Origin of the sequence: Cellulophaga sp. BC115SP (genome assembly GCF_009905545.1) — a bacterium.
In the GTDB taxonomy this organism is placed as follows: Bacteria; Bacteroidota; Bacteroidia; order Cytophagales; family Spirosomataceae; genus Flectobacillus; species Flectobacillus rivi.
The window spans coordinates 47,933-72,551 of record NZ_JAAALB010000003.1; the positions used below are offsets into that span (position 1 = coordinate 47,933).

22 protein-coding genes are annotated in these 24,619 nt (G+C 37.0%); 12 read left to right on the forward strand and 10 right to left on the reverse strand.

Annotation, left to right across the window (positions count from 1 at the left end; translation table 11 throughout):
* The first annotated feature begins 320 nt into the window (after window positions 1-320).
* Window positions 321-1,919: a glycosyltransferase family 39 protein gene (locus tag GVN22_RS03060; protein ID WP_166549608.1), complete on the forward strand. Its 1,599-nt coding sequence runs from the start codon at window positions 321-323 to the stop codon at window positions 1,917-1,919.
* A 192-nt stretch (window positions 1,920-2,111) separates the two neighbouring features.
* On the opposite strand, the gene GVN22_RS03065 is transcribed toward GVN22_RS03060, so the two are convergent.
* Window positions 2,112-3,062 carry a glycosyltransferase family 2 protein gene (locus GVN22_RS03065; protein WP_166549609.1) on the reverse strand — a complete coding sequence of 317 codons (951 nt, stop codon included), beginning with the start codon at window positions 3,060-3,062 and terminating at the stop codon, window positions 2,112-2,114.
* A gap of 143 nt (window positions 3,063-3,205) precedes the next feature.
* Window positions 3,206-4,057 (reverse strand): peptide chain release factor N(5)-glutamine methyltransferase, encoded by an 852-nt coding sequence (prmC, locus tag GVN22_RS03070; RefSeq protein ID WP_166549610.1) that lies wholly within the window; start codon window positions 4,055-4,057, stop codon window positions 3,206-3,208.
* Window positions 4,058-4,184: 127 nt separating this feature from the next.
* Between prmC and ribD the strand changes: the two genes are divergently transcribed.
* Window positions 4,185-5,243, forward strand: a complete 1,059-nt coding sequence (gene ribD / locus GVN22_RS03075) for a bifunctional diaminohydroxyphosphoribosylaminopyrimidine deaminase/5-amino-6-(5-phosphoribosylamino)uracil reductase RibD (protein ID WP_166549611.1) — start codon at window positions 4,185-4,187, stop codon at window positions 5,241-5,243.
* 90 nt (window positions 5,244-5,333) lie between these two features.
* Here the strand turns inward: ribD and GVN22_RS03080 are convergent, their stop codons facing one another.
* From GVN22_RS03080 to GVN22_RS03090, 3 genes are all read right to left on the reverse strand, one after another.
* Entirely contained in the window at window positions 5,334-6,089 is a 756-nt protein-coding gene (locus GVN22_RS03080) for a shikimate dehydrogenase (RefSeq protein ID WP_166549612.1), read from the reverse strand.
* Between the two features lie 108 nt (window positions 6,090-6,197).
* Window positions 6,198-6,848 carry a VTT domain-containing protein gene (locus tag GVN22_RS03085; protein ID WP_166549613.1) on the reverse strand — a complete coding sequence of 217 codons (651 nt, stop codon included), beginning with the start codon at window positions 6,846-6,848 and terminating at the stop codon, window positions 6,198-6,200.
* A gap of 177 nt (window positions 6,849-7,025) precedes the next feature.
* Complete coding sequence (locus GVN22_RS03090; RefSeq protein ID WP_095166936.1) at window positions 7,026-7,790, reverse strand: phosphosulfolactate synthase; 765 nt, start codon at window positions 7,788-7,790, stop codon at window positions 7,026-7,028.
* Between the two features lie 593 nt (window positions 7,791-8,383).
* Here GVN22_RS03090 and GVN22_RS03095 point away from each other — a divergent pair.
* The 9 genes from GVN22_RS03095 to GVN22_RS03135 all read left to right on the forward strand — a co-directional run bounded on the left by GVN22_RS03095 (window position 8,384) and on the right by GVN22_RS03135 (window position 17,634).
* Complete coding sequence (locus tag GVN22_RS03095) at window positions 8,384-8,806, forward strand: DUF2147 domain-containing protein (protein WP_166549614.1); 423 nt, start codon at window positions 8,384-8,386, stop codon at window positions 8,804-8,806.
* Window positions 8,807-8,878: 72 nt separating this feature from the next.
* Window positions 8,879-9,511 carry a TetR/AcrR family transcriptional regulator gene (locus GVN22_RS03100; RefSeq protein WP_166549615.1) on the forward strand — a complete coding sequence of 211 codons (633 nt, stop codon included), beginning with the start codon at window positions 8,879-8,881 and terminating at the stop codon, window positions 9,509-9,511.
* Window positions 9,504-9,947, forward strand: a complete 444-nt coding sequence (locus tag GVN22_RS03105) for a PaaI family thioesterase (RefSeq protein WP_166549616.1) — start codon at window positions 9,504-9,506, stop codon at window positions 9,945-9,947. Before GVN22_RS03100 ends, GVN22_RS03105 begins: the two co-directional genes overlap by 8 nt.
* Window positions 9,948-10,301: 354 nt before the next feature.
* Window positions 10,302-11,657, forward strand: a complete 1,356-nt coding sequence (locus GVN22_RS03110; protein WP_166549617.1) for a TolC family protein — start codon at window positions 10,302-10,304, stop codon at window positions 11,655-11,657.
* Window positions 11,658-11,743: 86 nt separating this feature from the next.
* On the forward strand, window positions 11,744-12,793 hold the full coding sequence (locus tag GVN22_RS03115) for an efflux RND transporter periplasmic adaptor subunit (RefSeq protein WP_166549618.1): 1,050 nt from the start codon (window positions 11,744-11,746) through the stop codon (window positions 12,791-12,793).
* Between the two features lie 83 nt (window positions 12,794-12,876).
* Entirely contained in the window at window positions 12,877-15,945 is a 3,069-nt protein-coding gene (locus tag GVN22_RS03120) for an efflux RND transporter permease subunit (protein ID WP_166549619.1), read from the forward strand.
* A 224-nt stretch (window positions 15,946-16,169) separates the two neighbouring features.
* Window positions 16,170-16,418: an acyl carrier protein gene (locus GVN22_RS03125; protein ID WP_095166922.1), complete on the forward strand. Its 249-nt coding sequence runs from the start codon at window positions 16,170-16,172 to the stop codon at window positions 16,416-16,418.
* 128 nt (window positions 16,419-16,546) lie between these two features.
* Window positions 16,547-16,930 (forward strand): RidA family protein, encoded by a 384-nt coding sequence (locus GVN22_RS03130; RefSeq protein ID WP_095166920.1) that lies wholly within the window; start codon window positions 16,547-16,549, stop codon window positions 16,928-16,930.
* Between the two features lie 383 nt (window positions 16,931-17,313).
* Window positions 17,314-17,634 (forward strand): hypothetical protein, encoded by a 321-nt coding sequence (locus GVN22_RS03135; RefSeq protein ID WP_166549620.1) that lies wholly within the window; start codon window positions 17,314-17,316, stop codon window positions 17,632-17,634.
* A gap of 272 nt (window positions 17,635-17,906) precedes the next feature.
* On the opposite strand, the gene GVN22_RS03140 is transcribed toward GVN22_RS03135, so the two are convergent.
* Together GVN22_RS03140 and moaA are read right to left on the reverse strand one after the other, a co-directional pair.
* On the reverse strand, window positions 17,907-18,887 hold the full coding sequence (locus GVN22_RS03140) for a bifunctional heptose 7-phosphate kinase/heptose 1-phosphate adenyltransferase (protein ID WP_166549621.1): 981 nt from the start codon (window positions 18,885-18,887) through the stop codon (window positions 17,907-17,909).
* Between the two features lie 94 nt (window positions 18,888-18,981).
* Window positions 18,982-20,007, reverse strand: a complete 1,026-nt coding sequence (moaA, locus tag GVN22_RS03145; RefSeq protein ID WP_370520393.1) for a GTP 3',8-cyclase MoaA — start codon at window positions 20,005-20,007, stop codon at window positions 18,982-18,984.
* 197 nt (window positions 20,008-20,204) lie between these two features.
* On the opposite strand from moaA, the gene moaD reads away from it, so the two are divergent.
* A complete protein-coding gene (gene moaD, locus GVN22_RS03150; RefSeq protein ID WP_166549622.1) occupies window positions 20,205-20,447 on the forward strand; it encodes a molybdopterin converting factor subunit 1 in 243 nt (80 codons plus the stop codon).
* A 167-nt stretch (window positions 20,448-20,614) separates the two neighbouring features.
* Here the strand turns inward: moaD and GVN22_RS03155 are convergent, their stop codons facing one another.
* The 3 genes from GVN22_RS03155 to GVN22_RS03165 all read right to left on the reverse strand — a co-directional run bounded on the left by GVN22_RS03155 (window position 20,615) and on the right by GVN22_RS03165 (window position 24,525).
* Window positions 20,615-21,385: an NUDIX domain-containing protein gene (locus GVN22_RS03155; RefSeq protein WP_166549623.1), complete on the reverse strand. Its 771-nt coding sequence runs from the start codon at window positions 21,383-21,385 to the stop codon at window positions 20,615-20,617.
* Between the two features lie 530 nt (window positions 21,386-21,915).
* On the reverse strand, window positions 21,916-22,899 hold the full coding sequence (locus GVN22_RS03160; protein ID WP_166549624.1) for a ribonucleoside-diphosphate reductase small subunit: 984 nt from the start codon (window positions 22,897-22,899) through the stop codon (window positions 21,916-21,918).
* A gap of 381 nt (window positions 22,900-23,280) precedes the next feature.
* Window positions 23,281-24,525, reverse strand: coding sequence for an MFS transporter (locus GVN22_RS03165; RefSeq protein ID WP_166549625.1), 1,245 nt, complete (start codon window positions 24,523-24,525; stop codon window positions 23,281-23,283).
* Between the last annotated feature and the right edge of the window lie 94 nt (window positions 24,526-24,619).

The following is a 24,619-nucleotide window of genomic DNA, read 5'->3' on the forward strand; positions in this document are numbered from 1 at the left end:
TTGAATTGTTATATTTTTATAAAAATGGCTTTGAATGGCTCAGAAAATTTCAGGAATTCACTGTGAAAAATAGAATACAGAAGAGCATAATAGGATATCATCTGACAGTAGCCAGAGAACTTTGTCCCTGTTCTATTTGACTTTATGGATAATTTATAGCGATGATGTAAAAATATTGTAGAGAATCAAGCATTTGGGCATAGGTTTTGCGACATATTTTGCGGTTGTTATTTTTTGATAGGCCATTCAGAATAAAGCTTCAAAATACCTGAGCTAACAGTTATCATTCATCTTTCCCACTTAACCCAAGACTATTGTATATGAAGTTGAACCTTTTTAGTCGTCTGCTCGATACGCCCAAATTACCCATGATTTTATTTGTGGTTTATTTTATTTGTGGGCTTTTGGTTTACAAAGATTATGGTGTTTCGTACGATGAAGGCACAGAGCGTCACATCGGGATTATGAATATTATTCACGTAGCTCGGCAATTGGCACCAGGTATGGCTTCGAAGGTGATTCCACCTGATTTGAAAAATGCACCAGACATGGAGCATTATCGAGATAGAGACCATGGTGCGCTGTTTGCTTTGCCGATGGTGGTATTAGAAAAAGGGTTGGGCATCGACGACGAATTGGGAGTATATCGGCTTTGGCACTTATCGACTTTTTTGATTTTTGCGCTATCCATTATTTTCTTGTACAAACTTCTTTCTGAAAGATTTCAGAAACAATATATTAGTTTGTTAGGGTGCTTTATCTATGTGTTTTCGCCACGTTTTTTGGCAGAATCATTCTATAACCCTAAGGATTTACCGCTGTTATCCCTCTTTGTAATTGCAGGCTATTTGGGTTTTAAAATTTTAAAAGGCGCTAATTACAAGTATGCTATTGGGCTAGGTTTGGTTATGGGATTGGCTACGGCTTTGCGTATTGTAGGCATTTTTCTTCCACTGATTTTTGGAGGAGCAATAGTCTTAAAACATTTTTTTACACAAGAAAAAGACTTAATCCAAAAACTCAAAATGTTGGCAAGCATGCTTATCGTGTATTTGCTGACTTTTTACATTGCTTTCCCTTATTTGTGGACAAACCCCATCGGGCACTTTATTGAGGTATTCGAAAATCTGAGTAAATATCCATTGAATGCGCCAGTATTGTTTGAAGGTCAATATTATACCGCCCCTGATTTGCCTCGTTATTATGCCTTGGTTTGGATTGTGATTACTACGCCAATTCCTTTTCTTTTGTTGGCATTGATAGGTATTGTTGTAACCTTAAAACAATGGATAACAGAATATAGGAATCCACTTACGTACATCAATTTATTTTTTCTAGGGCTTTTTGTCGGTCCCATTTTAAGTGTTGTCGTATTAGATTCGACCTTGTATGATGGTTGGCGTCACTTGTATTTTACTTACGCAGGGTTTGTGTATCTTGCCACATTGGGAATAGTTACGATTGAAGACTTTCTGAAGGGATGGAAACCTGCTGTAGCAGGAGGCTTTATCGGTTTGAATGTGTTGGTAGTGGTATATCTACTTGCTTGGATTGTAAAAAATCACCCGTATCAAAATGTGTATTTTAATGTATTAGCAGGAAATCATGTCGACAAAAAATTTGAGATGGATTATTGGGGTACTTCCTATAAGCAAGCATTAGACTATTTGAAAATACACAGTCAGAAAGGAGCAAAAGTCAAAATTAATGGAAATATTTGCGCTTCGTATAACTTGGGAAAAAGCGAAAAAGATGCACTAAAATTTGTGAGTGACATTAACCAAGCAGACTATTTTATTACAGAATATCGTCATTTTAATTTCAATCCTGATTTTTCTGCTTATTTAGTTCCTTCAAAAGAGGTATTCAACGTAGAAGTAGATGGGAATAAGGTGATTAGTATTTACAGTTTGAAATAAACCACCATCAGTATAGCTCAAATACATGAGTCGTTCCAAATTTAGTCATTATTATTCTAGCAGTAGAGACGCAATGATTGCGTCTTAAGCCGAGTTATATCCAGCATGGTAGTATCAAAAAAAGCGGTCGAAAATTGTTTTTCGACCGCTTTTTTGATGAATAGTGGGAGAATGCCCCAAATGCTTTTCTTATTAAAAATTTACTTTTTCGTAAATGATATATTCTGGTCTGTTTTTGATTTCTTCAAACATATTACCCAAATACTCTCCTAAAACACCTATCGTAAGCAATTGAACACCTCCAAAGAAGATAACTGCAATCACCGTTGATGCCCAACCTGGCACTAAGGTTTCTGGTCTGAAAATAAGTCCTGTAAGAACCCAAATTCCTAAAGCTAAACCTACAATTAGGCTAAGACTTCCTAAGCCCAGAGCAAGTTTGAGAGGTTTTTTACTAAAATACAACAAACTTGTAGAGGCAAATTTGAGCATTTTAGAAAGAGGATATTTCGTTTCTCCTGCAAATCTTTCTTCACGCACATACATGATCGGTACTTGCTTAAAACCAATCCATGAGATGAGCCCTCGGATATATTTGTTCTTTTCTGGAAAAGCTTTGAATGCTTCTATAACATGCCTATCAATTAATCTAAAATCACCAGTATCTACAGGTAAAGGAGTATCTGATAGGAAATTGATGGTACGGTAAAACATACGTGCCGTAATTTTTTTGAAGAAGGTTTCTCCTTTACGTTTCTCCCGCATTCCATACACCACATTGGCATTTTGTTCGAGGTGCATTTTTACCATATCTGGAAACAACTCAGGTGGGTCTTGCAAATCGGCATCAATAATAATAGCTACATCGCCTGTACAAGCTTGGATCCCTGCGGTTACAGCAGGCTGGTGACCAAAGTTTCGAGAAAAACCAATGATTTTGACGTTGGCATCTTTCTGAGCAATTTCTTTCAGAATAGCTAATGTACGATCACGACTGCCATCGTTGATAAAAATGATTTCATAGCCTTTATGCCCAAAAGATTGCATGGTTTTAGACACTCGCTCATAAGTGTACATAATCACCTGCTCCTCATTAAAACAAGGAATGATAATCGAAACAGTAAGGTTGTAATGTTCAGACATAAATCTTTAATGTTCAAGTTGTGTGATAGGTAAAATACAGGGGAATGCTTTCGTTAAAGATGGTATGATATGTTATTAATAAATGTACAATAAAGACGAGAATTAATCCATTTGAATAATCAGAAAATGGAAAAATGTTGACGCTATTGTTTTTTTCCTTTGATAAATCTTTCTCTGCCAAACATATCCTTGATAATTTCTACCTCTACAAATCCTTTTTCTTCAAATACTTCGGCAGTTTCTGAGCCTAAGTACTGATTGATTTCTACTATAAAAAAACCATTGTTTACCAAATTCAAAGAGGCATAATTGGCAATAGCTTTATAAAAAACCAAAGGATTGTCATTTTCTACAAAAAGGGCTAAATGTGGTTCATAGTCAAGTACATTAGCCTCCATTTCATCTTTTTCCCGATGTGTCACATAAGGTGGATTGCTTACAATTATATCAAAAAGTTGCTCTGATTTTTCGTATTGATAAGTCAAAATATCCTTCTGAACAAATTGAACACCTGCTTGGTGGCGTTCATTATTTTGCTTGGCAACGCTCAATGCTTCTTCCGAAATATCATAAGCAATAACAGCGCCATTTTGTATTTCACAAGCAATAGTAATGGCAATACATCCTGTCCCTGTACCTAAATCAAGTATAGTAGCTGAGTGCCCTAAACTTTTGGCAAAGGTAATGATAGGTTCGATAAGTTCCTCAGTTTCGGGTCGAGGAATAAGAGTTGATTTACTAACGTGGAAAAGTCTTCCATAAAAATCACCAACGCCTAGCACATACTGTATTGGCTCGAAGGACTTGATACGAGCCACAAGTGGGGCAAAATCTGTATTAATGTCTACAGGCTTGTCGACAAGTATGTCTGTTTTTGAAAGACCCACAAGCGTATCAAGCAAAAGATAGACCATGCTTTTTGCTTCGTTTTCTGAGTAAACTGCCGTAATTTCGGCTACCAAATCCGCAAATAGTTGCTTGGATGATTGAGTCATGGAGAATAATAAATTTTAAGCGATTGGATATAGGTTTTTTACTTTAGATAAAAGCAAAGATGTTTTTTATGTCGTTAGCCTATACGAGCGCTTTTCTTTTCACTGATGAATATACAAAATTACAGAAATGTCGAAGAATAATCATGTTTTGAGCGATACTCAAATAAATGCCTTCATGCAACGTGCCCTTGCCCTTGCCCAATTGGGAGCAGGAAATGTATCTCCGAACCCCATGGTAGGATGCGTAATTGTACATCAAGGAAAAATAATTGGCGAAGGTTGGCATCAACGCTATGGGCATTGGCATGCTGAAGTCAATGCGGTAGCAGATGTAAAAGATCAAAGCCTTTTGCCCGAATCCGAAGTGTTTGTGACGCTCGAACCTTGTTCGCATTTTGGTAAAACACCTCCTTGCGCTGATTTATTGGTCAAACATCAAGTTCGTCGAGTGTATATCTGTAACGATGACCCCAACCCTTTGGTAGCAGGAAAAGGTATTCAGAAATTGAGAGATGCAGGAATTGAAGTCATATCGGGTGTTTTAGAAGAAAAAGGACGTGTGTTGAATCGCCGCTTTTTTACCTTTTTCGAAAAAAAACGACCTTATATTATTCTCAAATGGGCAGAATCGACCGATGGTAAAATAGCCTTACCCAATTTCCAAGCGGTTCAAATTTCCAATGCCTTATCCAGACGATGGACACATCAATTGCGCTCAGAGGAGGATGCTATTATGGTGGGCACCCGAACGGCACAATATGATAACCCTTCACTGAATACACGTTTTTGGACAGGTAAGAATCCGATAAGAGTATTGATTGATAAACATTTACAAGTAGTGGAGGATTCGGCTATTTATGCAGGAACAACGCCTACAATTTGCTATAATTCCATTAAGTCAGAACAAAAAGGGCATATTTCTTATGTCCAAATGGAGGCAGAAAACTCTTGGCTTCTGATGATTTTAGATGATTTATACCAACGAAAAATTCAGTCGGTCATCGTCGAAGGAGGCACAGCTTTACTACAATCCTGTATCGATGCTGGACTATGGGATGAAGCATATCGCTGGATTAGTCCACAAGCAATAGGAGAGGGCATCATGGCACCAACACTAACAGAAGGCTTAATAGATAAAAAAGAAATAGGCGATAATAGTTTGTGGAGGTATTCGATTGAACAATAAAATTGATTTCGGATGTGGGATTTTTGATTTCGGATTGAATTGTATAAAAGTTTAAATCTGAAATCAAAAATTCCCAATCTGAAATCGTATCTAGCTGTTCCAAATCTCCCAAGCTTTTTCGGCTTGTCCATGTAGCATTTCTAGTCCGAAGTGAACACCACGCACGCCAGCTTCAGTACCTTTTTTCAAAAACAATGTTTCGAGTGGGTTATACACAATATCGTATAGTAAATGCTTTCCACTCAATAATTCGTAAGGAATAGCGGGGCAATTCTCTACTTTTGGATACATTCCTAGTGGTGTTGTATTAACAATGAACAAGTGCTCAGACATTACCTCTGGCGTAAGTTCTTCGTAGGTGATAGTATCGCTTTCTTTGGTACGAGAAACCAATTGTACTTCTAATCCCAAGTCTTCTAAAGCTACGATAATGGCTTTGGCTGCGCCACCTTTACCAAGTACTAATGCTTTTTTAGGAGCAATCTCATTGAAAGCATCCCATTTTTCAAGCGTCCATCTAAAGCCCCAATAGTCGGTATTAAAGCCCTTGATTTTTCCATTCTCCAAAAACTTGATGGTATTTACTGCACCAATTTTACTCGCCGCTGGATCTATTTCATCAAGATAGTCCATCACGTTTTGTTTGTGAGGAATCGTCACATTTAACCCTTTTAGTTCACCTGTATGAGACTGAAGTAAGGCTGGAAAATCTTCAATATTTTCTAGCTCAAATTTCTCATACGCATGTGTCTGAGAAAGACCAATTTTTTCAAATTTCTCTGTAAAATATCCTTTCGAGAACGAATGCCCCAAAGGAAAACCAATAAGACCAAATAAATTTTTCATAGCGTAAAAATAAACAAAGAGGCAATAGTACGAAAACTTTTGCCTCTTTGATGAAATAATACTTTATATGATTGATATGAAGAAAACAAGTGTGCCTTCTTCAACACCTTACTTTTGACTAAATTGACTTTTTACAAAACCAATAACCATTGGCAATACTGAAATAGCCACGATACCTAGTACTACTTTTTCGAAGTTATGTTTTACCCACTCGTTGTTACCCAAGAAGTATCCCAACAAAGTAATAGAAGTTACCCATACAATAGCACCAATTACACAGAACGTAATGTATTTGCCATATTTCATACTACCTGCACCCGCTACAAATGGCGCTACAGTACGTACGATTGGTACAAAACGAGCCATAATTACAGTTTGACCACCATTTTTTTCGTAAAACTCCTCTGTTTTAACAATGTGCTCACGTTTTAAGAAGAGAATTTTATCTTTTGATTTAACGAAGTCACTCAAATATTTCCCTACAAAATAATTCACATTATCGCCCAAAAGCGCTGCACCAATCAACAATGGAATAACGAAAGTAATATCGATTTTACCACCTGTTGCAGGAGCTGCCAATACGCCAATCGCAAATAAAAGCGAATCGCCTGGTAATAAAGGCATAACTACCAAACCCGTTTCGGCAAATACGATTAGGAACAGCAAACCATAAGTAAGTGTACCGTTGTCGGTGATAAACTGCGTAAGTGCAGTTAAAGGATCTTTGAGAAGTTGTAATACAAATTGAATGATTTCCATTGTTTGGGAAGATTTACAATGTCCAAATGAGGCTTGGAGTAAATAGTGAAAGTAAACTACAAAAGTATAGAAGAGTAACCTTTGTACGGTATGATAGTGAGAATCTTAATCAAAAATTAAAAAAGAATGATTGAGCGAATGTTGTTTTCACCCAATCATTCTTTTTAGAAATACTAATTATTTTTTGTCCAAGAAGTGAGAGAAAGTATCGCCTCTCAAGCCCAAACGGATCGTTTCTAATGAAATAACTTCATGAGGAGCAATGTTACCAACGTTTACGTTAGCACCAACCAACTTCACAAACCAAACTTGTTGAGATTTTTGAGGAGCTTCCCAAATGATTTTTTCTTCAGGAATCTCTGTCAAAATTTCTTCTACCAAGCCCTGACGAACCTCGCCTGATGCACGGAACAAACCTACGTTTCCACCTTCACGAGCTTCACCGATTACTTTCCAAGCACCCGCTTCCAACTCCGCTTTCATCAATTTAATCCATTTGTATGGAGGAATGATTTTGGCTTCGTCTTTAGAACCTACTTCCGAAAGAACAGTTACTTGTTTAGCCAAAGTTTGGATGTATCCGCATTTGTCATCTTGCTCCATTTCCAAAGAGCCATCCGAAACCTCTGCGTATTCCATGCCATATTGGTCCAAAACACGACGGTATTCGTCAAATTGACCTCTTACCACAAATGCCTCAAACAAAGTACCCCCAAAATATACAGGGATGCCTGCCGATTTATACAAAGCCAATTTATCTTTTAGGTTTGGAGTCACAAAAGAGGTTGCCCAACCCAACTTCACTATATCGGTATATCCAGAGCCAAGCTCCAAGAAATCTTCAACTTGTCTGAGACTAAGCCCTTTGTCCATTACCATTGTCAAACCTTTTTGACGTGGCTTTTCAGTTCTCTCAGGAATCTGGTTAAGTGGGTAATTCATATTTTTTGAAATTTCTGGGATTAAATATTTGGTTTTCAGAACAACAATGTTGTGCTTGTTGCACTTATTCAGAATAAGTAATTCTTTTTGATTGAATAATGAGGTATTTCGAACGTGCAATTTTGCAAAATTAGAAATATCTTCCAAATGGCACAAACTACTATTTTACTAGATTGTCTTTAAATAATAATTGCTTTTATTTAATTTACTGTAAATCAATGATTTAATTTTTTTGAAAAAATGATTTTTCATAGATTTTTCAAAAAATAATGTCAAAAATTTGTTTACTAAACACTGTTTAGTAATTTTACAACGTTATAAAAATGAAAGACGATAAAATATTAATCTTTAAAGCATATTTATAACTCTGAGAATAACTAGAACTAGCTTACCCTAAATCGTTTAGGAAATAATAGTACTCAAATTATCCTAAACTTAGTATCTTGATTACTTAAATGTCATCTCAAATTTGATTAAAAATACAATAAGTATTTTTAGCCTATAGTTTTAGTATAATTTAATACAAAGATTACAAAATCTTCCGAATCTCAAGCCTTGAAAACAAAACCTTTTAATAATAATCATCCAAACTCATGAAAAAGTTATTGTTTATTCTTGCCACCCTGTTATCAACTATACAAATCGTACAAGCTCAAAACCCTACGAAAGACGCTGTGTTAGGGGAGTGGCTGTCGGAAAGTAAAGATGGAAAAGTGCTTATATTCAAACAAGGAGATAAATACTTTGGGAAACTTTCTTGGATAAAAGATGCTGCCAAAAAAGATGTAAATAATCCAGATGCATCTTTGCGTAATCAACCGTTGTTAGGCTTGGTGATTCTAAAAAACTTTGAGTTTACAGGAAAAGCTTGGGAAGAAGGAAGTATTTATGATCCTAAAAATGGCAAAAGTTATTCATGTAATATGAAACTCAAGAAAGCTGATGAATTAGAAATCAGAGGTTTTGTTGGTGTTTCGTTGCTGGGACGAACTACCGTGTGGACAAAAGTGAAATAAGCCAGCTACCTGTTGGGAATGCCTGTACACTTTGCTTAAATTTGTCTACATACTAAGATTGGTTTATAAGAAATGGGTATTTTAGAGAGAAAAGAACGCGAAAAACTAGAATTAAAGCAGCGAATTTTAGAAGCTGCCAAGGAAATCTTTATCAAAGAAGGCTTTGATAAGGCTTCTATTCGAGCTATTGCGGACAAAATAGAGTATAGTCCAGCTACAATTTATCTGCATTATAAAGATAAAGATGAATTGTTTTATGCGGTACATGAATTAGGATTTGATAAATTATCAGAAATGACGCGTTCCGTTGAAAATATCGAAGATGGTTTTCAACAACTACGTGCGAGAGGATTGATTTACTTGAAATTTGCTTTTGAGAATCCTGAGTTATACGATTTGATGTTTATCAAAGAAGCTCCAATGCATGCACTCAAAAAGCAAGAAGCTGGCTGGGATTGTGGAATGCACAATTTTGTGGCACTACAAAAAAACTTGGCGCTATGTATTGAGCAAGGCTCTATTTTGCCTGCCAATATCGATGTATTGTCTATGTCGATATGGTCTTACGTGCACGGGTTGGTATCTTTAAATATTAGAGGGCGATTTGAGCCATTCTGTGAACTAAATCCAGAAATACAGCTAGAAAAGCTACTAGGGGAATCTCTGGACTTTATGTTGAATCTTATTAAAAAGAAAAATGAGTAATAAACACGCATTAGAGGTTTTTAAGGAATATATTGGTACTCGTGTAGCCGAAAAGAGTATTTCGCCAGTGGCTAAATTTCTAGACGGTGTTTTGGTAGGGGTTCACGACCATGGTATCGAAATAGAATACCAAGTCAAAGAAGAAATGGTAAATCCTGCTCGTATCTTGCATGGCGGTATTGCCGCAACAATGTTGGACGATATTATTGGGATGACTGTTTTTATGATGGGCAATGGTGTTTTTTATAGCACTGTCAACCTTTCGGTAGACTACCTTTTTAGCGCACGACTAGGCGAGACCGTTCGTGTAAAATCAAAGATTGTAAGAATGGGAAAGAAAATCGCTCATGCAGAAGGCGAAATTCGTAACCAAGATGATATTTTAATTGCAAAATGTACAACCAATTTGGTTGCAACAAGCAATACTATTAAATAGTTTTAGTTACTTTGTCTTTGAATCTTTGAAAGACCAGTAACTAACTGATTTTAAGGATTTACAAAGTGAATTAAGCAGTAAAGATTTAACAGTTTGCTTAAGCTGAAAAAATCTAAAAATCCCCTAGAAAGACCTGTGGGCAGTAAAATCTCCCACAGGTCTGACTTATGACAGCTTTCTGAAGTCAGCTTTGAGCAGTCGGCTCATATTGGTGTATTTTATAACCAGTGCTGATACCTAAAACCCGATAGCTCGAAGCTCATTTGGCATTGATTCCTCATGAATTAATGCTTTTTATTTACTCTTTTACTGAACAGTGTTTATAAAATTATAAATGTTTAATACATGAAACCTATGAAGTATTATCTCTCCTTGGTGTGCTGTTGGCTCGCTTATGGAACTATGGCTCAATCAGAAGTACTCAATCAGTATGTACAAGAAGGACTACAAAATAGCCAAACGCTCAAGCAGCAACGTTTTCAGCTACAAAAAGCCATTTGGGCTTTGGATGAAGCCAAAAGTTTGTTCAAACCTGCAGTGAATTTCAATACGACTGTATCCTCTGCCTTGGGTGGCCGTACAATTGATATTCCTGTGGGAGATTTAGTAAATCCTGTATATGCCACGCTCAATCGCTTGACAAATTCTAATGCTTTTCCACAAATCTCAAACGTGAGTGAGCAGTTGATTCCAAAGGATTTTTATGACATGCGATTCAAAACTTCGATGCCTTTGATTAATGCTGAACTTAAGTATAATCAAAGCATCAAAAAGGAACTGATTGGTTTGCAGCAATCCGAAACCAATGTCTATAAACGTGAATTGGTCAAAGATATAAAAATGGCTTATTTCAACTATCTAAAAGCTACTGAGGCATTGAGTATTTACGAAAATGCGTTACGTCTGCTCCGTGAAAGTGAACGTGTCAACCAAGCTTTGATTCAAAATGGAATGGCTAATCCGACGGTTTCTGTTCGTACCAAAAACGAAATTGCTAGTATAGAATCTGAAGTTGAAGCTGCCAAAGGAACACAGAAAAACGCGGCAGCGTATTTTAATTTCTTGCTAAACCGTGAGTTTACGCAGGAAATCAAAGTTGATTCAAGTTTTAAAAATGTTGTGATTCCTGCTAAAATAGACTTAGCTCACCGTGAAGAAATCGACAAGCTCGAAACTAATTTGAGTATCAATAAGCAAATCTTAAAACTTAGCCAGTCTTACAATCAACCCAAGATAGGAGCTTCTTTGGATTTAGGTTCACAAGGGCGTTTTGCTCAAATCGCTTCGGCTGACAAGAATTTTATTTCTCCCAATGCCTTTTTCTTGGTCGGAGTATCGATTGACTTGCCTGTATATTCTTCAGGAAGAAATCAATTGAAAGTAAAACAAGCCGAAATGGACGTTGCTTCCGCCGATACACAGCTTCAACAAGTCAAAAACCAACTTGATTTACAAAATACCTTAGCGCAAAACGCTTTGACAGCTGCCAAAGAAATTCATCAATCCAAAGCCAATCAGATAAGTTCGGCACAGCGCTATTATCGTGACATGATGCGCCGTTACAAAGAAGGTAATCTTAGTTTTATCGAGTTGCTGGATGCCCAAACACAATTGACTCGTACTCAATTACAGCAAGTGATAGCTCATTATGATGTTTGGCTCAAATGGGTAGAACTCGAACGCAGTGCTGCCGCTTTTGACTTAAAATAAAAAGACGTAATGCTTGAGTGAATTGAAGCATAAATAAAAATCTAAAAATCTCTTTAGCCTTGGGCTAATCAAAATCCTCTTGAAATATGTTGACTTCCTTTAAAAATAGCCTCATTCTAGGTCTAATCATAACGACAGTGTTTGCCTGTGGCAAAAAGAAAACCGATAAAAAAACAATTGCAGATAACGAAACTGTAGCTGTAAAATTAGTGGATGTTTCAAATGCTAATTCTACCGAACCCATCAAAGCTTCTGGTCTGATAAGCTCTTTACACGAAGCTCGTCTTTCTTTTAAAACGGGCGGAATAATCGAAAAAATCTTTGTAAAAGAAGGACAAAATATTGTTAAAGGTCAATTATTAGCAACGCTCAATTTGACCGAAATCAATGCACAAGTGCAACAATCACAAGAGAATGTGAGCAAAATCGAAAGAGACTTAAAGCGTATCAATGCACTATATCGTGATTCGGTAGCTACACTCGAACAAGTCCAAAATCTAACAACAGCCTTGAGCGTGGCAAAACAAGGTTTACAAATAGCCCAATACAACCAAGGATATTCCAAAATTTATGCACCAACCAATGGTGTTGTTGTCAAAAAAATGATGAACGAAGGTGAATTGGCATCGTCTGGAAGTCCTGTGTTTTTTGTGAATGCCGCAGGTGCCAACGATTGGGTAGTAAAAGTAGGTATTGCAGACAAAGATTGGACTCGCCTCAAACTAGGCGATAAAGCCGAAATCAGCCTCGACGCATTTCCTGATATGAAGTTTTTGGCAAATGTCACAACCCTCTCTCAAGGTGCCGACCAAGCTTCAGGTCTCTATCAAGCAGAGTTAAAAATTAGTACTCAAGGCAAAAAAATGGCGACTGGCCTATTTGCCAAGGCTTTGATTTACCCTTCTATCAAATACCAATATGCGTCTGTTCCTGTTGATGCCATTATTGAAGGCAATGGGGACCAAGCTTTTGTATATGTGATAGAAAACGGAAAAGCCAAAAGAGTTTCTTTGTCGATTGCTTACGTCAACGGTCAACAAGCATTTATTCGTGAGGGTTTGTCGGGAATAAACCAAGTAGTAACAGATGGTTCGGCTTATCTGGTAGAAGGTACAAAAGTAAAAGTGGTGCAATAAACTTTTACAACAAATCAATTTTACATAGACCTAAACGAGCATAACGTCACTGTAAAGCGACTGATGCCGACAACTCATCATATATGAAAATCGCAGAATTTTCCGTAAAAAATTACCAGTTTACCTTAGTGGTATTTCTGGCGGTATTATCAATCGGGCTATATTCCTTGTTGAACATGCCTCGTGGCGAAGACCCAGAGTTTGAATCTCCTCAATTTGGCGTTACGATTATCTATCCCGGAGCTACTCCCAACGACATGGAAGAGTTAGTAGCAGACCCTTTTGAAAAAAGAATTAACGAGCTAGACAACATTCAGCGCATAAGTACGGTCATACTAGATGGAGCGGCTGTATTTCAGATAGAGTATGATTTTGAACAAGATCCAGAAGAAAAATATCAGGAGGTTGTACGAGAAGTAAATGCCATCAGAAAAGACCTCCCTGCTGAGATTCTGGATATTCGAGTACAAAAGTTTAGACCAACCGACGTAAATATTTATCAGTTTGCCCTCGTAAGCGAAAATGTGCCTTACGCCAAGCTGAAGGAATATGCAGATGATTTGGAAAAACAACTCGAAAAGGTAAAACCTCTAACTAATATCAAATCATGGGGTTTTCCAGCTCGTAAAGTAGCAGTTGAGTTGAATTTGGAAAAAATGGCACATGACCATATTCCTGTCAATCAGGTGTTGGGAGCAATTCAATCTGAGAATGTCAATATTCCTGGAGGTAGTATCAATGTTTCGAGTAAAAAACTAAATGTTAAAACATCAGGTGCATATAATGACCTCGACGAAATTCAGAATACGATTGTGTACACCAACGGTACCAAAATCGTGTATCTCAAAGATATTGCTCAAGTAAAATTTGCTTACGAAGACGAAACACATATTACTAGTCTCAATGGTCACCGCTGTGTTTTTGTCACAGCATGCCAAAAGCAAGGACAGAATATTATTGCGATTCGTAAGATAGTTGAACCAATAGTTGAAAAATACAAAGCACAACTTCCTCCAAGTGTCGATGTTGTAAAAGTATTTGACCAAGCCGAATCTGTAGATAATCGTCTTACGCGTTTTGCTAAAGATTTCGGAATAGCGATTTTGCTAGTATTGATTACGCTATTGCCTTTAGGTACACGTGCAAGTATTGTCGTAATGATTTCAATCCCACTCTCGTTGGCGATAGGTCTAACATTACTCAATGTATTTGGTTATACCATCAACCAGCTGTCTATTGTAGGGATGATTGTAGCTTTGGGGATTTTGGTAGATGACTCTATCGTAGTGGTCGAAAACATCGAACGCTTTATGCGAATGGGCATCAAACGCAAGCAGGCGGCTATCGATGCTACAAAACAAATCGGATTAGCAGTAGTAGGATGTACTGTATTGTTGTGTTTTGCCTTTTTACCAATTGCCAACTTGCCAGAGGCAGCAGGTGAATTTATTCGAAGTTTACCAATGGCTGTAATGTTTACGGTATTGGCTTCGATGATTGTGTCATTGACGATTGTACCATTTTTGTCATCAGTGTTATTGACCGAAAATCATAATCCAGAAGGGAATATGATTTTGAGAGGAATGAAAAAAATCATTTCGGCTACTTATGGACGCTTGATGGATTGGTGTCTTAAACACCCCAAAACAACTTTGGCAGGAGCACTAGGAATATTTGTAGGTGTAATGATGATGGCTAAATTATTCTTAGGTTTTTCTCTTTTCCCAACTTCCGAAAAACCGATGTTTTTAGTAAATATCGAAACGCCAGTTGGAACAAATATGGCTGCCACAACCAAAGTAGTGAAGTATGTGGAGGAAAAATTGAAGAAAGTACCTGAGATTAAAAACTTTGCTTCAAATGTTGGGCGTGTTAATCCTCGTATCTATTACAACACAGTAGAAAGAGGGCAGTCAGAGAACCGAGCACAAATATTTGTCTTGCTCGAGGATATGGAAACATCTGAGAAAAAGGCTTTAATTGATGATTTGCGTGGCAATATGGGCGTGTATCCCAATGCCAAAATTGAGGTAAAAGATTTTGAACAAGGACCACCATTAGAAGCGCCAATTGCTTATCGAATCTTTGGAGAAAATTTGGATACCTTAAGGAATGTAGCGTTCAGAATCGAGAAGATTTTAGCTAATCATCCTGGAGCTATCTATGTTAATAACCCACTGAAAGTCCAACCAACGGATATTCGTGTGGTAGTCAATAAAGAAAAAGCTGGCTTGATGAGTGTGAGCTCAGCCGAAATCGACCGAGTGGTACGTTTAGGAATAGCAGGCTTAAATGTGGGTACCTACCGTGAAGATGGCGAAAAAGATGGTTATAACATCAACGTGTCGATTCCAAGAACGGGTGTACAACAAGATTTAGACGTCTTTAATCGTTTGTATGTCAACAATGCTTTAGGGACGGCTATTCCGCTTAAGCAATTGGTAGATATTAAGTTAGAAACCTCTCAGAATCAGATTTTGCACTTCGACAAAGAGCGATATGTGACAGTTTCGACCTTTTTAAAATCTGGCTATAATACAGCACAAGTAAACCAAGAATTAATAAAGCAATTAAATGCTTTTAAGTTTCCAAAAGGATTTTCGTACAGAGTAGCAGGAGAGGCCGAAAATGCAGAAAAATCTTTCGGAGGAATAGGGGTGATAGTTTTGATAACTGTCTTCGGAATGATAGCTATCCTAATTTTGGAGTTCCGTAATTTCAAATCGACCCTGATTGTATTGTCAGTAATTCCATTGGGTATTGTTGGAGCTATCTTGATGCTATTACTTTGGGGCGAAACTTTATCATTTACGGCTGTTATTGGTTTTATTGCGCTGGTGGGAATTGAAGTCAAGAACTCTTTACTATTGGTAGATTTTACCAACCAACTTCGAGAGGAAGGGTTTGGACTTGAGGAGGCAATTCGAGAAGCAGGCGAAGTGAGATTTGTTCCTATTGTGCTAACATCACTTACGGCAATAGGGGGCTTAGTACCACTAGTTATCGAATATTCAGAGCTGTACTCTCCATTAGCCTTGGTGCTTATAGGTGGAATTATCAGTTCAACATTACTTGCTCGTTTGGTTACACCTGTTATGTATAAGTTACTTCCACCAACGATTATTCCGGTCAAAGAAACGATACAAAACTAGGTTTTAGAAGAGCAAATTACCTGAAAATAGTTTTTAATATTTTTTAATAAATCATGAGAGAAATCTTTAAATAGTTCAAGAATACTCTGTAAGCATAATATTTAAGAATTTTTATAGATTTTTCTCATTTTTTCTAAAAAAACTTAAAATTCGGGCACTATTATTCAAAAAAGCTCGTTAACCTAGCATAACAATCGTCAAAATATATATAAATCAAGAAACCGATGAGATTCAGCACAGAAACATTGACAAAGTTCTTATCTCGGAATTTTTATATTAGCCCGAGGTTGATAGCTCCTCAAAAACGCTTTTATGCCGATTTGGGAATGAACTCATTAGAGTTCCTAGAAGTAGTAGCTTATTTAGAAAATACGTATGGTATTACATTACCAGATCAGGAGATAGATAGAGTACAGACTGTAGAAGAATTGGCTTCTTTGATGGAAGCTAATTTAGTAGCTGTACGTGCGTAAAGGCAACGATTTTTGGTATGTTAAAGGTTCAAACACATTAGTTTGAGCCTTTTTTTATGCCTTTTTGAGTAAATATCCCTCGGCTTTTATCTTATCTTTGTATCGTAACCAAAAAACAATTATTAAGTATGTCTAGACAAAATATCTTAACGGGCTCGCCGTGGGAAGACAAAATGGGCTATTGCCGTGCCGTAAGAATCGGAAACATTGTAGAAGTATCAGGAACTGTAGCTATTGTAGATGGTGAAAAAGTAAAAGCGGACGATGCTTATGCACAAACGTTGAATATCTTAGAACGTATCGCAAAAGTGTTAGAAGAGGCTGGTGTTTCAACAAAAGATGTAGTGAGAACTCGTATTTTCACAACAGATATTACCAAATTTGATGATATTGCTCGTGCTCATGGCGCTTATTTCGGCGAAATCAAACCAACAACGGGTATCTATGAGATTTCTAAATTAGTATCTCCAGATTATTTGGTTGAAATTGAATTTACAGCAATCGCTCAATAAAAATATTAGCGTAAGAAGAAAGAATCATAAAGTGTCCAATATACGCTTAGAAGAGAAAGTCAGTGGATTTGTTCACTGGCTTTTTTTGTTGGAATAGCTCCATGAGAAAGGCTAAAACCTTAAAAATCAAAAAGCCTTGCTAGAAATACTAACAAGGCTTTTTTGTGATTAATAATAGTAAAACGCCAGAGAAGGCAAAATAGTTTACAACTTGAAAAATAGTTAAATTATTTTTCGTATTTATTTTATTTTTTTCAAATTGGAAAAAAATAATAGCAAAATCAGCTCGCTAGGGGCTTTTTGAGATTGAGAAAATCAGGAAAAAGATACCTCACGCATCTATTCCTAATAACAGATTATTAAGTAACTAATAACGTTTCCTCATGAAACAACAAACCATCTACGAAGTAGCCGTCATCTCGATTGGCTCGCTCAATACAGTTCGAACAAAAGAACCTGTATTAAATTATTTTTCGAACCTTCAAAAATGCCTTGATCATTTGTTAGGAGCTTTGGCTGTGCATGGTTGGGAAAGTAAAATGAATTACACTGCCGTGTATCGGAATCTAAAAGCAAAAGGGAAGTACGTTGCAGAATTTAGCTTTGCAGGAAATAAAATTTTTAAAATTGTAATCACAGCCCGAACAATCAATCCTTCGATAAGCACTTTGGGAATAGAGGATAAGCCTGATAGTAAGAAGTAGAAAACAGTGCGGAAACACTCAAATGAATGTAAAATAAAAAAGCCTTGCTATGTTGGTAGCAAGGCTTTTTTGTGGTTGATAGTAGATAAACGTCTATTAAGGTCAAATAGTTTGCGTATTGAAAAATAGTTAAATTATTTTTCAAAAAATATAAAATTTATTTTCAGAGCGTAATTTTCTTAAAATTTAGCTAAAAAAACGCCCCTCTTAAATTGTTAAGAGGGGCGTTTTTGCCTAATGCCTAGAGCTTATAGCCTAAAGCCTATTAATACTTAATTATAGTTTTGTTGGGCTTCTGCCAACAGTCTTTCTTTGTTGATTGGGACAACGCCAACAGATTCACATACAAGTCCACCTCCTAAATTTGATAGACCTGCTACCAATTCTGGAGACAAATTGAGTGCTACACAGCAAGCTGCAATTGAAATTACGGTATCACCTGCACCCGAAACGTCTGCAATTTGTCGAATATGGGCAGGGATATGTTTTTCTTCGTCTTTGAAATTGATAAATACGCCTTGTTCTGAAAGTGTAACAAAGGCTCCTTTCACTTCAAGGGTTTCGATAAGCATATTGACCGCCATTGCCAGTTCTGCTGGGTCTTTTGAGTCAAATTGAATATTGAGACCTTCTTTGAGTTCTTTCAAGTTTGGCTTGAATAAGGTAGCATTTTGGTAGTTTAGAAAGTTACGTTTCTTGGGGTCTACCACAGTTGGAATATGGTGTTCTTGGGCAAAATCAATTACTTCGACAATGAGTTCTTTTGATAAAACGCCTTTGTCATAATCTTCAAAAATAATCACTTGCGCATCTAATGCCAAAGCTTTGATTTTGTCTAAGAGCAAATTACGTTCATTTTCAGAAATCAATTTATCAGTTTCGGTATCTACACGAACAATCTGCTGTGTGCCTGCGATAATTCGTTCTTTTACCGTAGTAATGCGCTCTTCAGACTGTAGAATACCTTCGGTAGATAACTCTTTTTCTGCCAATAAATCCAATAGGGCATTGCCATAGGAATCTTTTCCGATGACCGAACAAATAATAGCTTTAGCGCCAAGTGCCTGAACGTTCATCACTACATTGCCAGCACCACCCAAACGCATTTCTCTTTGTTTTACATTTACTACTGGTACTGGAGCTTCAGGAGAGATACGTTCTACTTTACCCCAGGTATAAGCATCAATCATCAAATCGCCTATGATAAGAACTTTTAGTTGATTGAAACCTTCAAAAATTTGCTCAATTGTCATCGTCTATATAAAATATGTCCCCTGTCAGCCCAGTCCAAAATATTATTGGGTTGACAGGGGATTAAATGAATTGCAAAATTAAGATTTTTATGGATTATCCTCCAATGGTTGTCATGGATTCAGTAACAAGCTTTGTTCTGCGACTCTCGGCTTCGAAGCCGTCTTTGGCTCTTTGTTGAAAAGTATTGATAAAAATGCCTTTCAGTTCTTCGTTGCTAATTCCCGAACGAATCAAATCTCGAATACTTAGTACGCCTTCATCATACAAGCAGGTTTTTAATTCGCCTTGTGCAGTCATTCTGATACGATTGCAAGTTCCACAGAAGGTTCTTGAAAACGCTGCAATAACGCCAATATTGCCCTTGAAACCTGGGACATGGTAGTTATACGAAGTAGAATGTGGAGCATCTTTGATTTTACTTAAACTCGGATATGCTGCACGTATGGTATCCAAAATTCGATTGATATTCCAATGAAGCACAGGATAATGCGAGCCTTCGCCATTAAAAGGCATTTCCTCTATAAAGCGAACTGCCACAGGGTAGTGCTCGGTTAGGGCGACTAAAGGTAAAATATCATCTGTATTTTTTCCATCCATTACTACAGCATTGATTTTGACTTCAAAACCTCCGTCTAATAAGTCAAAAAGCGTTTGATATACCTTCGAAAATTCATCACGACGGGTAATTTCAAAAAAACGTTGCGAATCCAAAGTATCCAAACTCAAATTGACAGAACGAATCCCAATTTCTTTCATCTGTTTGAGATACTGTCCCGTCAAAATGCCATTGGTTGTAATATTCAGCTCATCGATTCCTTGAATGTCGGCGAGGCGATACAAAAAATCGATAAGGTTGTTACGTACAAAGGGTTCTCCACCTGTAATACGTACTTTGTGTACTCCCAATTCGGCTAATACGCTAACTATACGAAGCATTTCTTCGTAACTAAGCAATTTGGATTTATGAAGATACTTGATGCCTTCTTCGGGCATGCAATAAAAGCAACGCAAATTGCATCGGTCAGTGACAGCCAGCCTCAAATAAGTAATCGGTCGACCGTGATTGTCATAAATCACTGGACGATTATCGGGAGTTGTTATGGATGGATTAGTTGTCACAGATACGAATGATATAGTAGTATTTTGGGTAAATCTCCATTTGAAGTCCTCAAATTATAGATTTACTTCGTTATATTAGCAATCAAAATATAGGAAAAATTGTTCAAAAACTAACGCCTATATTTATCGCTAATGGTATATCGGCAAGCAATAAAAACAAATATACTATTGAATCCTAGAATCAAAAATTTAACCTAATGAAATATACAATTGCTTTGTTTGGAATCACCAAAGAAATTGTTGGCAATAGCTCGACGACTTTGGAGGTATCAGATACCCTCACAACCGATGGTTTATTGACTTTGCTAAGAGCAGAATATCCTCAGTTGGCAGCTATTCGCTCGCTATTGCTGGCAGTAAACAACGAATATGCCGAACAGGATTTAGTATTATCAGAAAGAGACGAAATTGCGCTAATTCCACCCGTGAGTGGAGGGTAGTTTATGCACTAAAATCAGTAGAGCATGAGCAAATGCCTCGATGGCAGATTTGAGATTTTTGATTTCGGATTTATCAGAAATGTTCAGCATTATTTTCCGAAATCAAAATTCTAACTTTATATGCGACTATCGAAGGCTTAGTCCATGGCTGGATGATTACCTTTTATTTATTCCTCAAACTGGTTAGAAAACTTGTTAGCTTCTGCTTTTTGAGAATCAAATCTATACAAATACGGCGCCTTATGGGCACCACCTCCCCATTTTTTATCTAGTCTTTCTAGTATTCCCAAACTCAACATTTTACGTTGGAAGTTAGCTCTCAGTAATTTTTTATTCAAAATCGTTTCATAAAGGCTTTGTAATTCACCCATAGTAAAAGTTTCGGGCATCAGGTTGAATACTGCCAATTTGTGATCCAGTAGCAATCGAAGTGAATCGAGTGCTTTGGTAAGAATCTCACGATGGTCGAAAGCGATTGTTTCTGGTAAGTCATAAATGTCAAACCAGCCACTTTCTTCATGATTTAAATATGAGTGTGGTTGAATCTTAGTGAAATCTACAAGAGCATAATAACCTACCGTAATGTGTCGATTAAACAAAAAGTGGTCACTAGGTAAATCAATGCCATTTTTTTGCATAATCCACCTATGTTCCTCTGGATTAACACGTTTGGGGTCGCCAAAAATATAAAATTGCTCTAAATAGGTATCTTCAATGCCCGTACGGTGATCTAAAATACGATTAGCAGCTTCATCTAAGCTTTCTTCTTTATAGATAAATCCTCCAGGAAGAGAATATATTTGAGTATTGCCAAATTTGATTAGTAAAACCTTCAATTGATTTTCATGAAAACCAAATATTACACAGTCAATCGAGATGCCTGGTAAGAAATCTTGCTTTTGGTTGACGAGGTCTTTATATTCTGTTGTATGTTCCATAAAATAAATTTTGTTCAAATTTAAAAAAGAATTGTAATATTAAAACAAAACAATTAATATTGTATCGTTGTGATACAATAAATCATGTGTCATCTAACCATTTCAGCTAGGCGAATAACTGACGAGTTTGCATTCTCATTTGAAGAAAGCTTTACAATTCTGTCTATTTCGAATGGATTTTAAATTGTGGTGTAAAAGGATGAAAGTTAAACACAATGTTTCAATGTTGAGCTTTAAACAAAAGCCGATTGAACTGTAATGAAAAGATAGTTTTTGGTAAATAATCGGATTAAAAATTACTGAAAAAAGCCAAATACACAAAATCTTTAGTTAAAAGCTTGTCACATTATCTATCCAATTTATATTAATACATACCCCACTAGTAGCTGTTGAGACGTGGTGGGGTTTTTTCCGAAAACAAACTCAGTACAACTTAAAATAGACACAGGGTATTTACTCTATCATAAAAGAAAACGGCTCGTAGCAAATACTGCTACGAGCCGTTTTCTTTTAATATTATTACTTATTGTCTAGAAATCTTCATCAAGAGAGAAAGACATCGTTTCTTTCTCTGACATTACACCCGCTTTTTGATATTCAGCTACACGTTTTTCGAAGAAGTTTGTTTTGCCTTGTAACGAAATCATTTCCATGAAATCGAATGGGTTTGTTGCGTTGTAAACTTTTGGACAACCCAAAGCAACTAGCAAACGGTCAGCTACAAACTCGATATACTGGCACATTAAGTTGGCATTCATACCAATTAATGATACAGGAAGAGAATCTGTTACAAATTCTTTTTCGATTGTTACTGCATCTGTAATGATGGCAGTCACTCTTGATTGTGGTAACTGATTCTTGATATGGTCTGCGTAAAGCAAACACGCAAAATCACAGTGTAAACCTTCGTCGCGAGAAATAAGCTCGTTAGAGAATGAGAGGCCTGGCATCAAACCACGTTTTTTCAGCCAGAAGATAGAACAGAAACTACCTGAGAAGAAAATACCCTCTACTGCTGCAAAAGCAATCAAACGTTCTACAAAATTTTCACTGCCAATCCAACGCAAAGCCCATTCTGCTTTTTTCTGAACGCAATCGATGGTTTCGATGGCACGAAGCATACGGTCTTTTTCAGTAGGATTTTTAATATAAGTATCAATCAACAAAGAGTACGTTTCTGAATGGATATTTTCCATCATTACTTGGAAACCATAGAAACATTTAGCCTCAGCATATTGAACCTCCGAAAGGAAGTTAACAGCGAGGTTTTCGTTTACGATACCATCCGATGCCGCAAAGAAGGCCAATACATGCGAAATGAAGTGCTTTTCATCGGCTGTAAGCTTGTTTTCCCAGTCGTTTAAGTCTTGAGAAAGATCAATTTCTTCAGCTGTCCAGAAAGAAGCTTCCGCTTTTTTATAAAATTGCCAAATGTCATTGTGTTTAATGGGAAATAACACAAAACGGTTTGGGTCTTCTTGAAGTAAGGGTTCAATAATTGCTGCCTGTGACATGGTCGTATGGTATAAGTTGCTAGTTATCTAAAAATAAAGGGATTATTCAAATTTGGGCCTAAGGCATAATTTTAAAGCGCGCTTGCCTAGGATAAATTTAAACGTTTTTGGCTTAGGAATCATTAAAGTTGACAAAAATAAACTTTGCTATTTTTCTACCTATCTCTTTAGTCTCGGTAGTGAAAATATATTCCTTTGAGACTACAATTTGTTAGCTAAAATTGTTTCTTGTTCTTCCAAAATTCTTTCCAAAGATAGGGATAGTTTGGCAGAAAATGCAGTTGTTTTTTATCATGTTTTTTTGAAATTAAACATTCGTTTGGTTGTAACTATTTGATTTTTAAATATTTGAAACGAAAGTTTTAGCGATATTTTTTTTGACTATTCTGATTGAACGGATACTTGGTGAGTAGCATCAATTTTTAGCCAAAGTATAGATCCAAGTATCAATAAACCACCAATCATAAGTACAGGAAAGTAGTACCCGAAAGTCGTTGCCAGATACCCAAAAGATACAGTATTGATATAGGCTCCAATCAAACCTGCTGAGTTCATAGCCCCCGAAACGGTCCCGCTTTGTTTGCCTCCTATATCCATGGCTACTGCCCATGCTACTGGTGCGTTGACGTCCATGGTGGCAAGCCCTAACGACAAAAGTACAACGGCCAAAGTATCATTTTGACTGAGTGATGCCGTAATGAGACAGATACCTGAAAGACCAAGCCCAATCATTGGGACAATGCGACGACCCCATTTTTTGCCATATTTTTTGACAGTGTAATCACTCAAAATTCCCCCTAAAAAACATCCGACAGCTCCCAAAATAAAAGGAGCAGAAGCCATAAATTTCATGTTTTCTTCCGAGATTCCACGGCCTTGTTGGAGATATTTAGGCATCCAACTTTGGAAAAAATAAGCGCCCGCAGCATAACAGTAATACATCAAAAAGAGGATCCAAAGGTTAGGATGGTTAAGTATTTTCCATACCGATTGTTTTGGAGAGTGGTCGCTTAGTTGTCTATTTTCTAAGATAAAATTCAATTCTTCCTTCGAAATATCCTTAGCTTCGGAAGGCTCTTCTTTGTACCAGAAAATCCAAAAAATTACCCAAAGTAAACCAACTCCTCCGAGGATATAGAAGGACATTTGCCAGCCATACTTTTGTTGAATAGGAATGACTAAAATAGGAGTCAGACCTGCACCAATTCTTGACGCTGCCCAAATAAGTGCTTGCCCTTTTCCTCTTTCGAAGGCTGGTAACCACTTGCTCAAGGCTATTGAAATATTGGGATATGCTCCAGCTTCGCCAATACCAAATAAGAATCGTACTGCAAGAAGCATGACAAAACCTGTCGAAAAGCCTGTGAGTACTGTAAAAAATGACCACCACAATACTACTCGAATAAGAAGGCGTTTGGCACCGAGTCGGTCACCCAATAATCCTGTGGGAATTTCAAAAAGTCCATAGGCAAGGGTAAACATCCCCAATACCCAGCCCCATTGGACAGGACTTAGCCCCAAATCTTTTGAAATACGTTCGCCTGCTGTAGAGATAGCAATGCGGTCGAGAAAGGTAACAGTGGAAAGAATTGATAGTACGAGTAATACTTGATAACGTTTTTTCATCTATATGTTTAAAGTTTATTCCATAATTAATAGAAATGCAATTTACCGAAATCTCCCCCAAATGAGAACCGAAAAACCAGATAAGTAAGTGAAT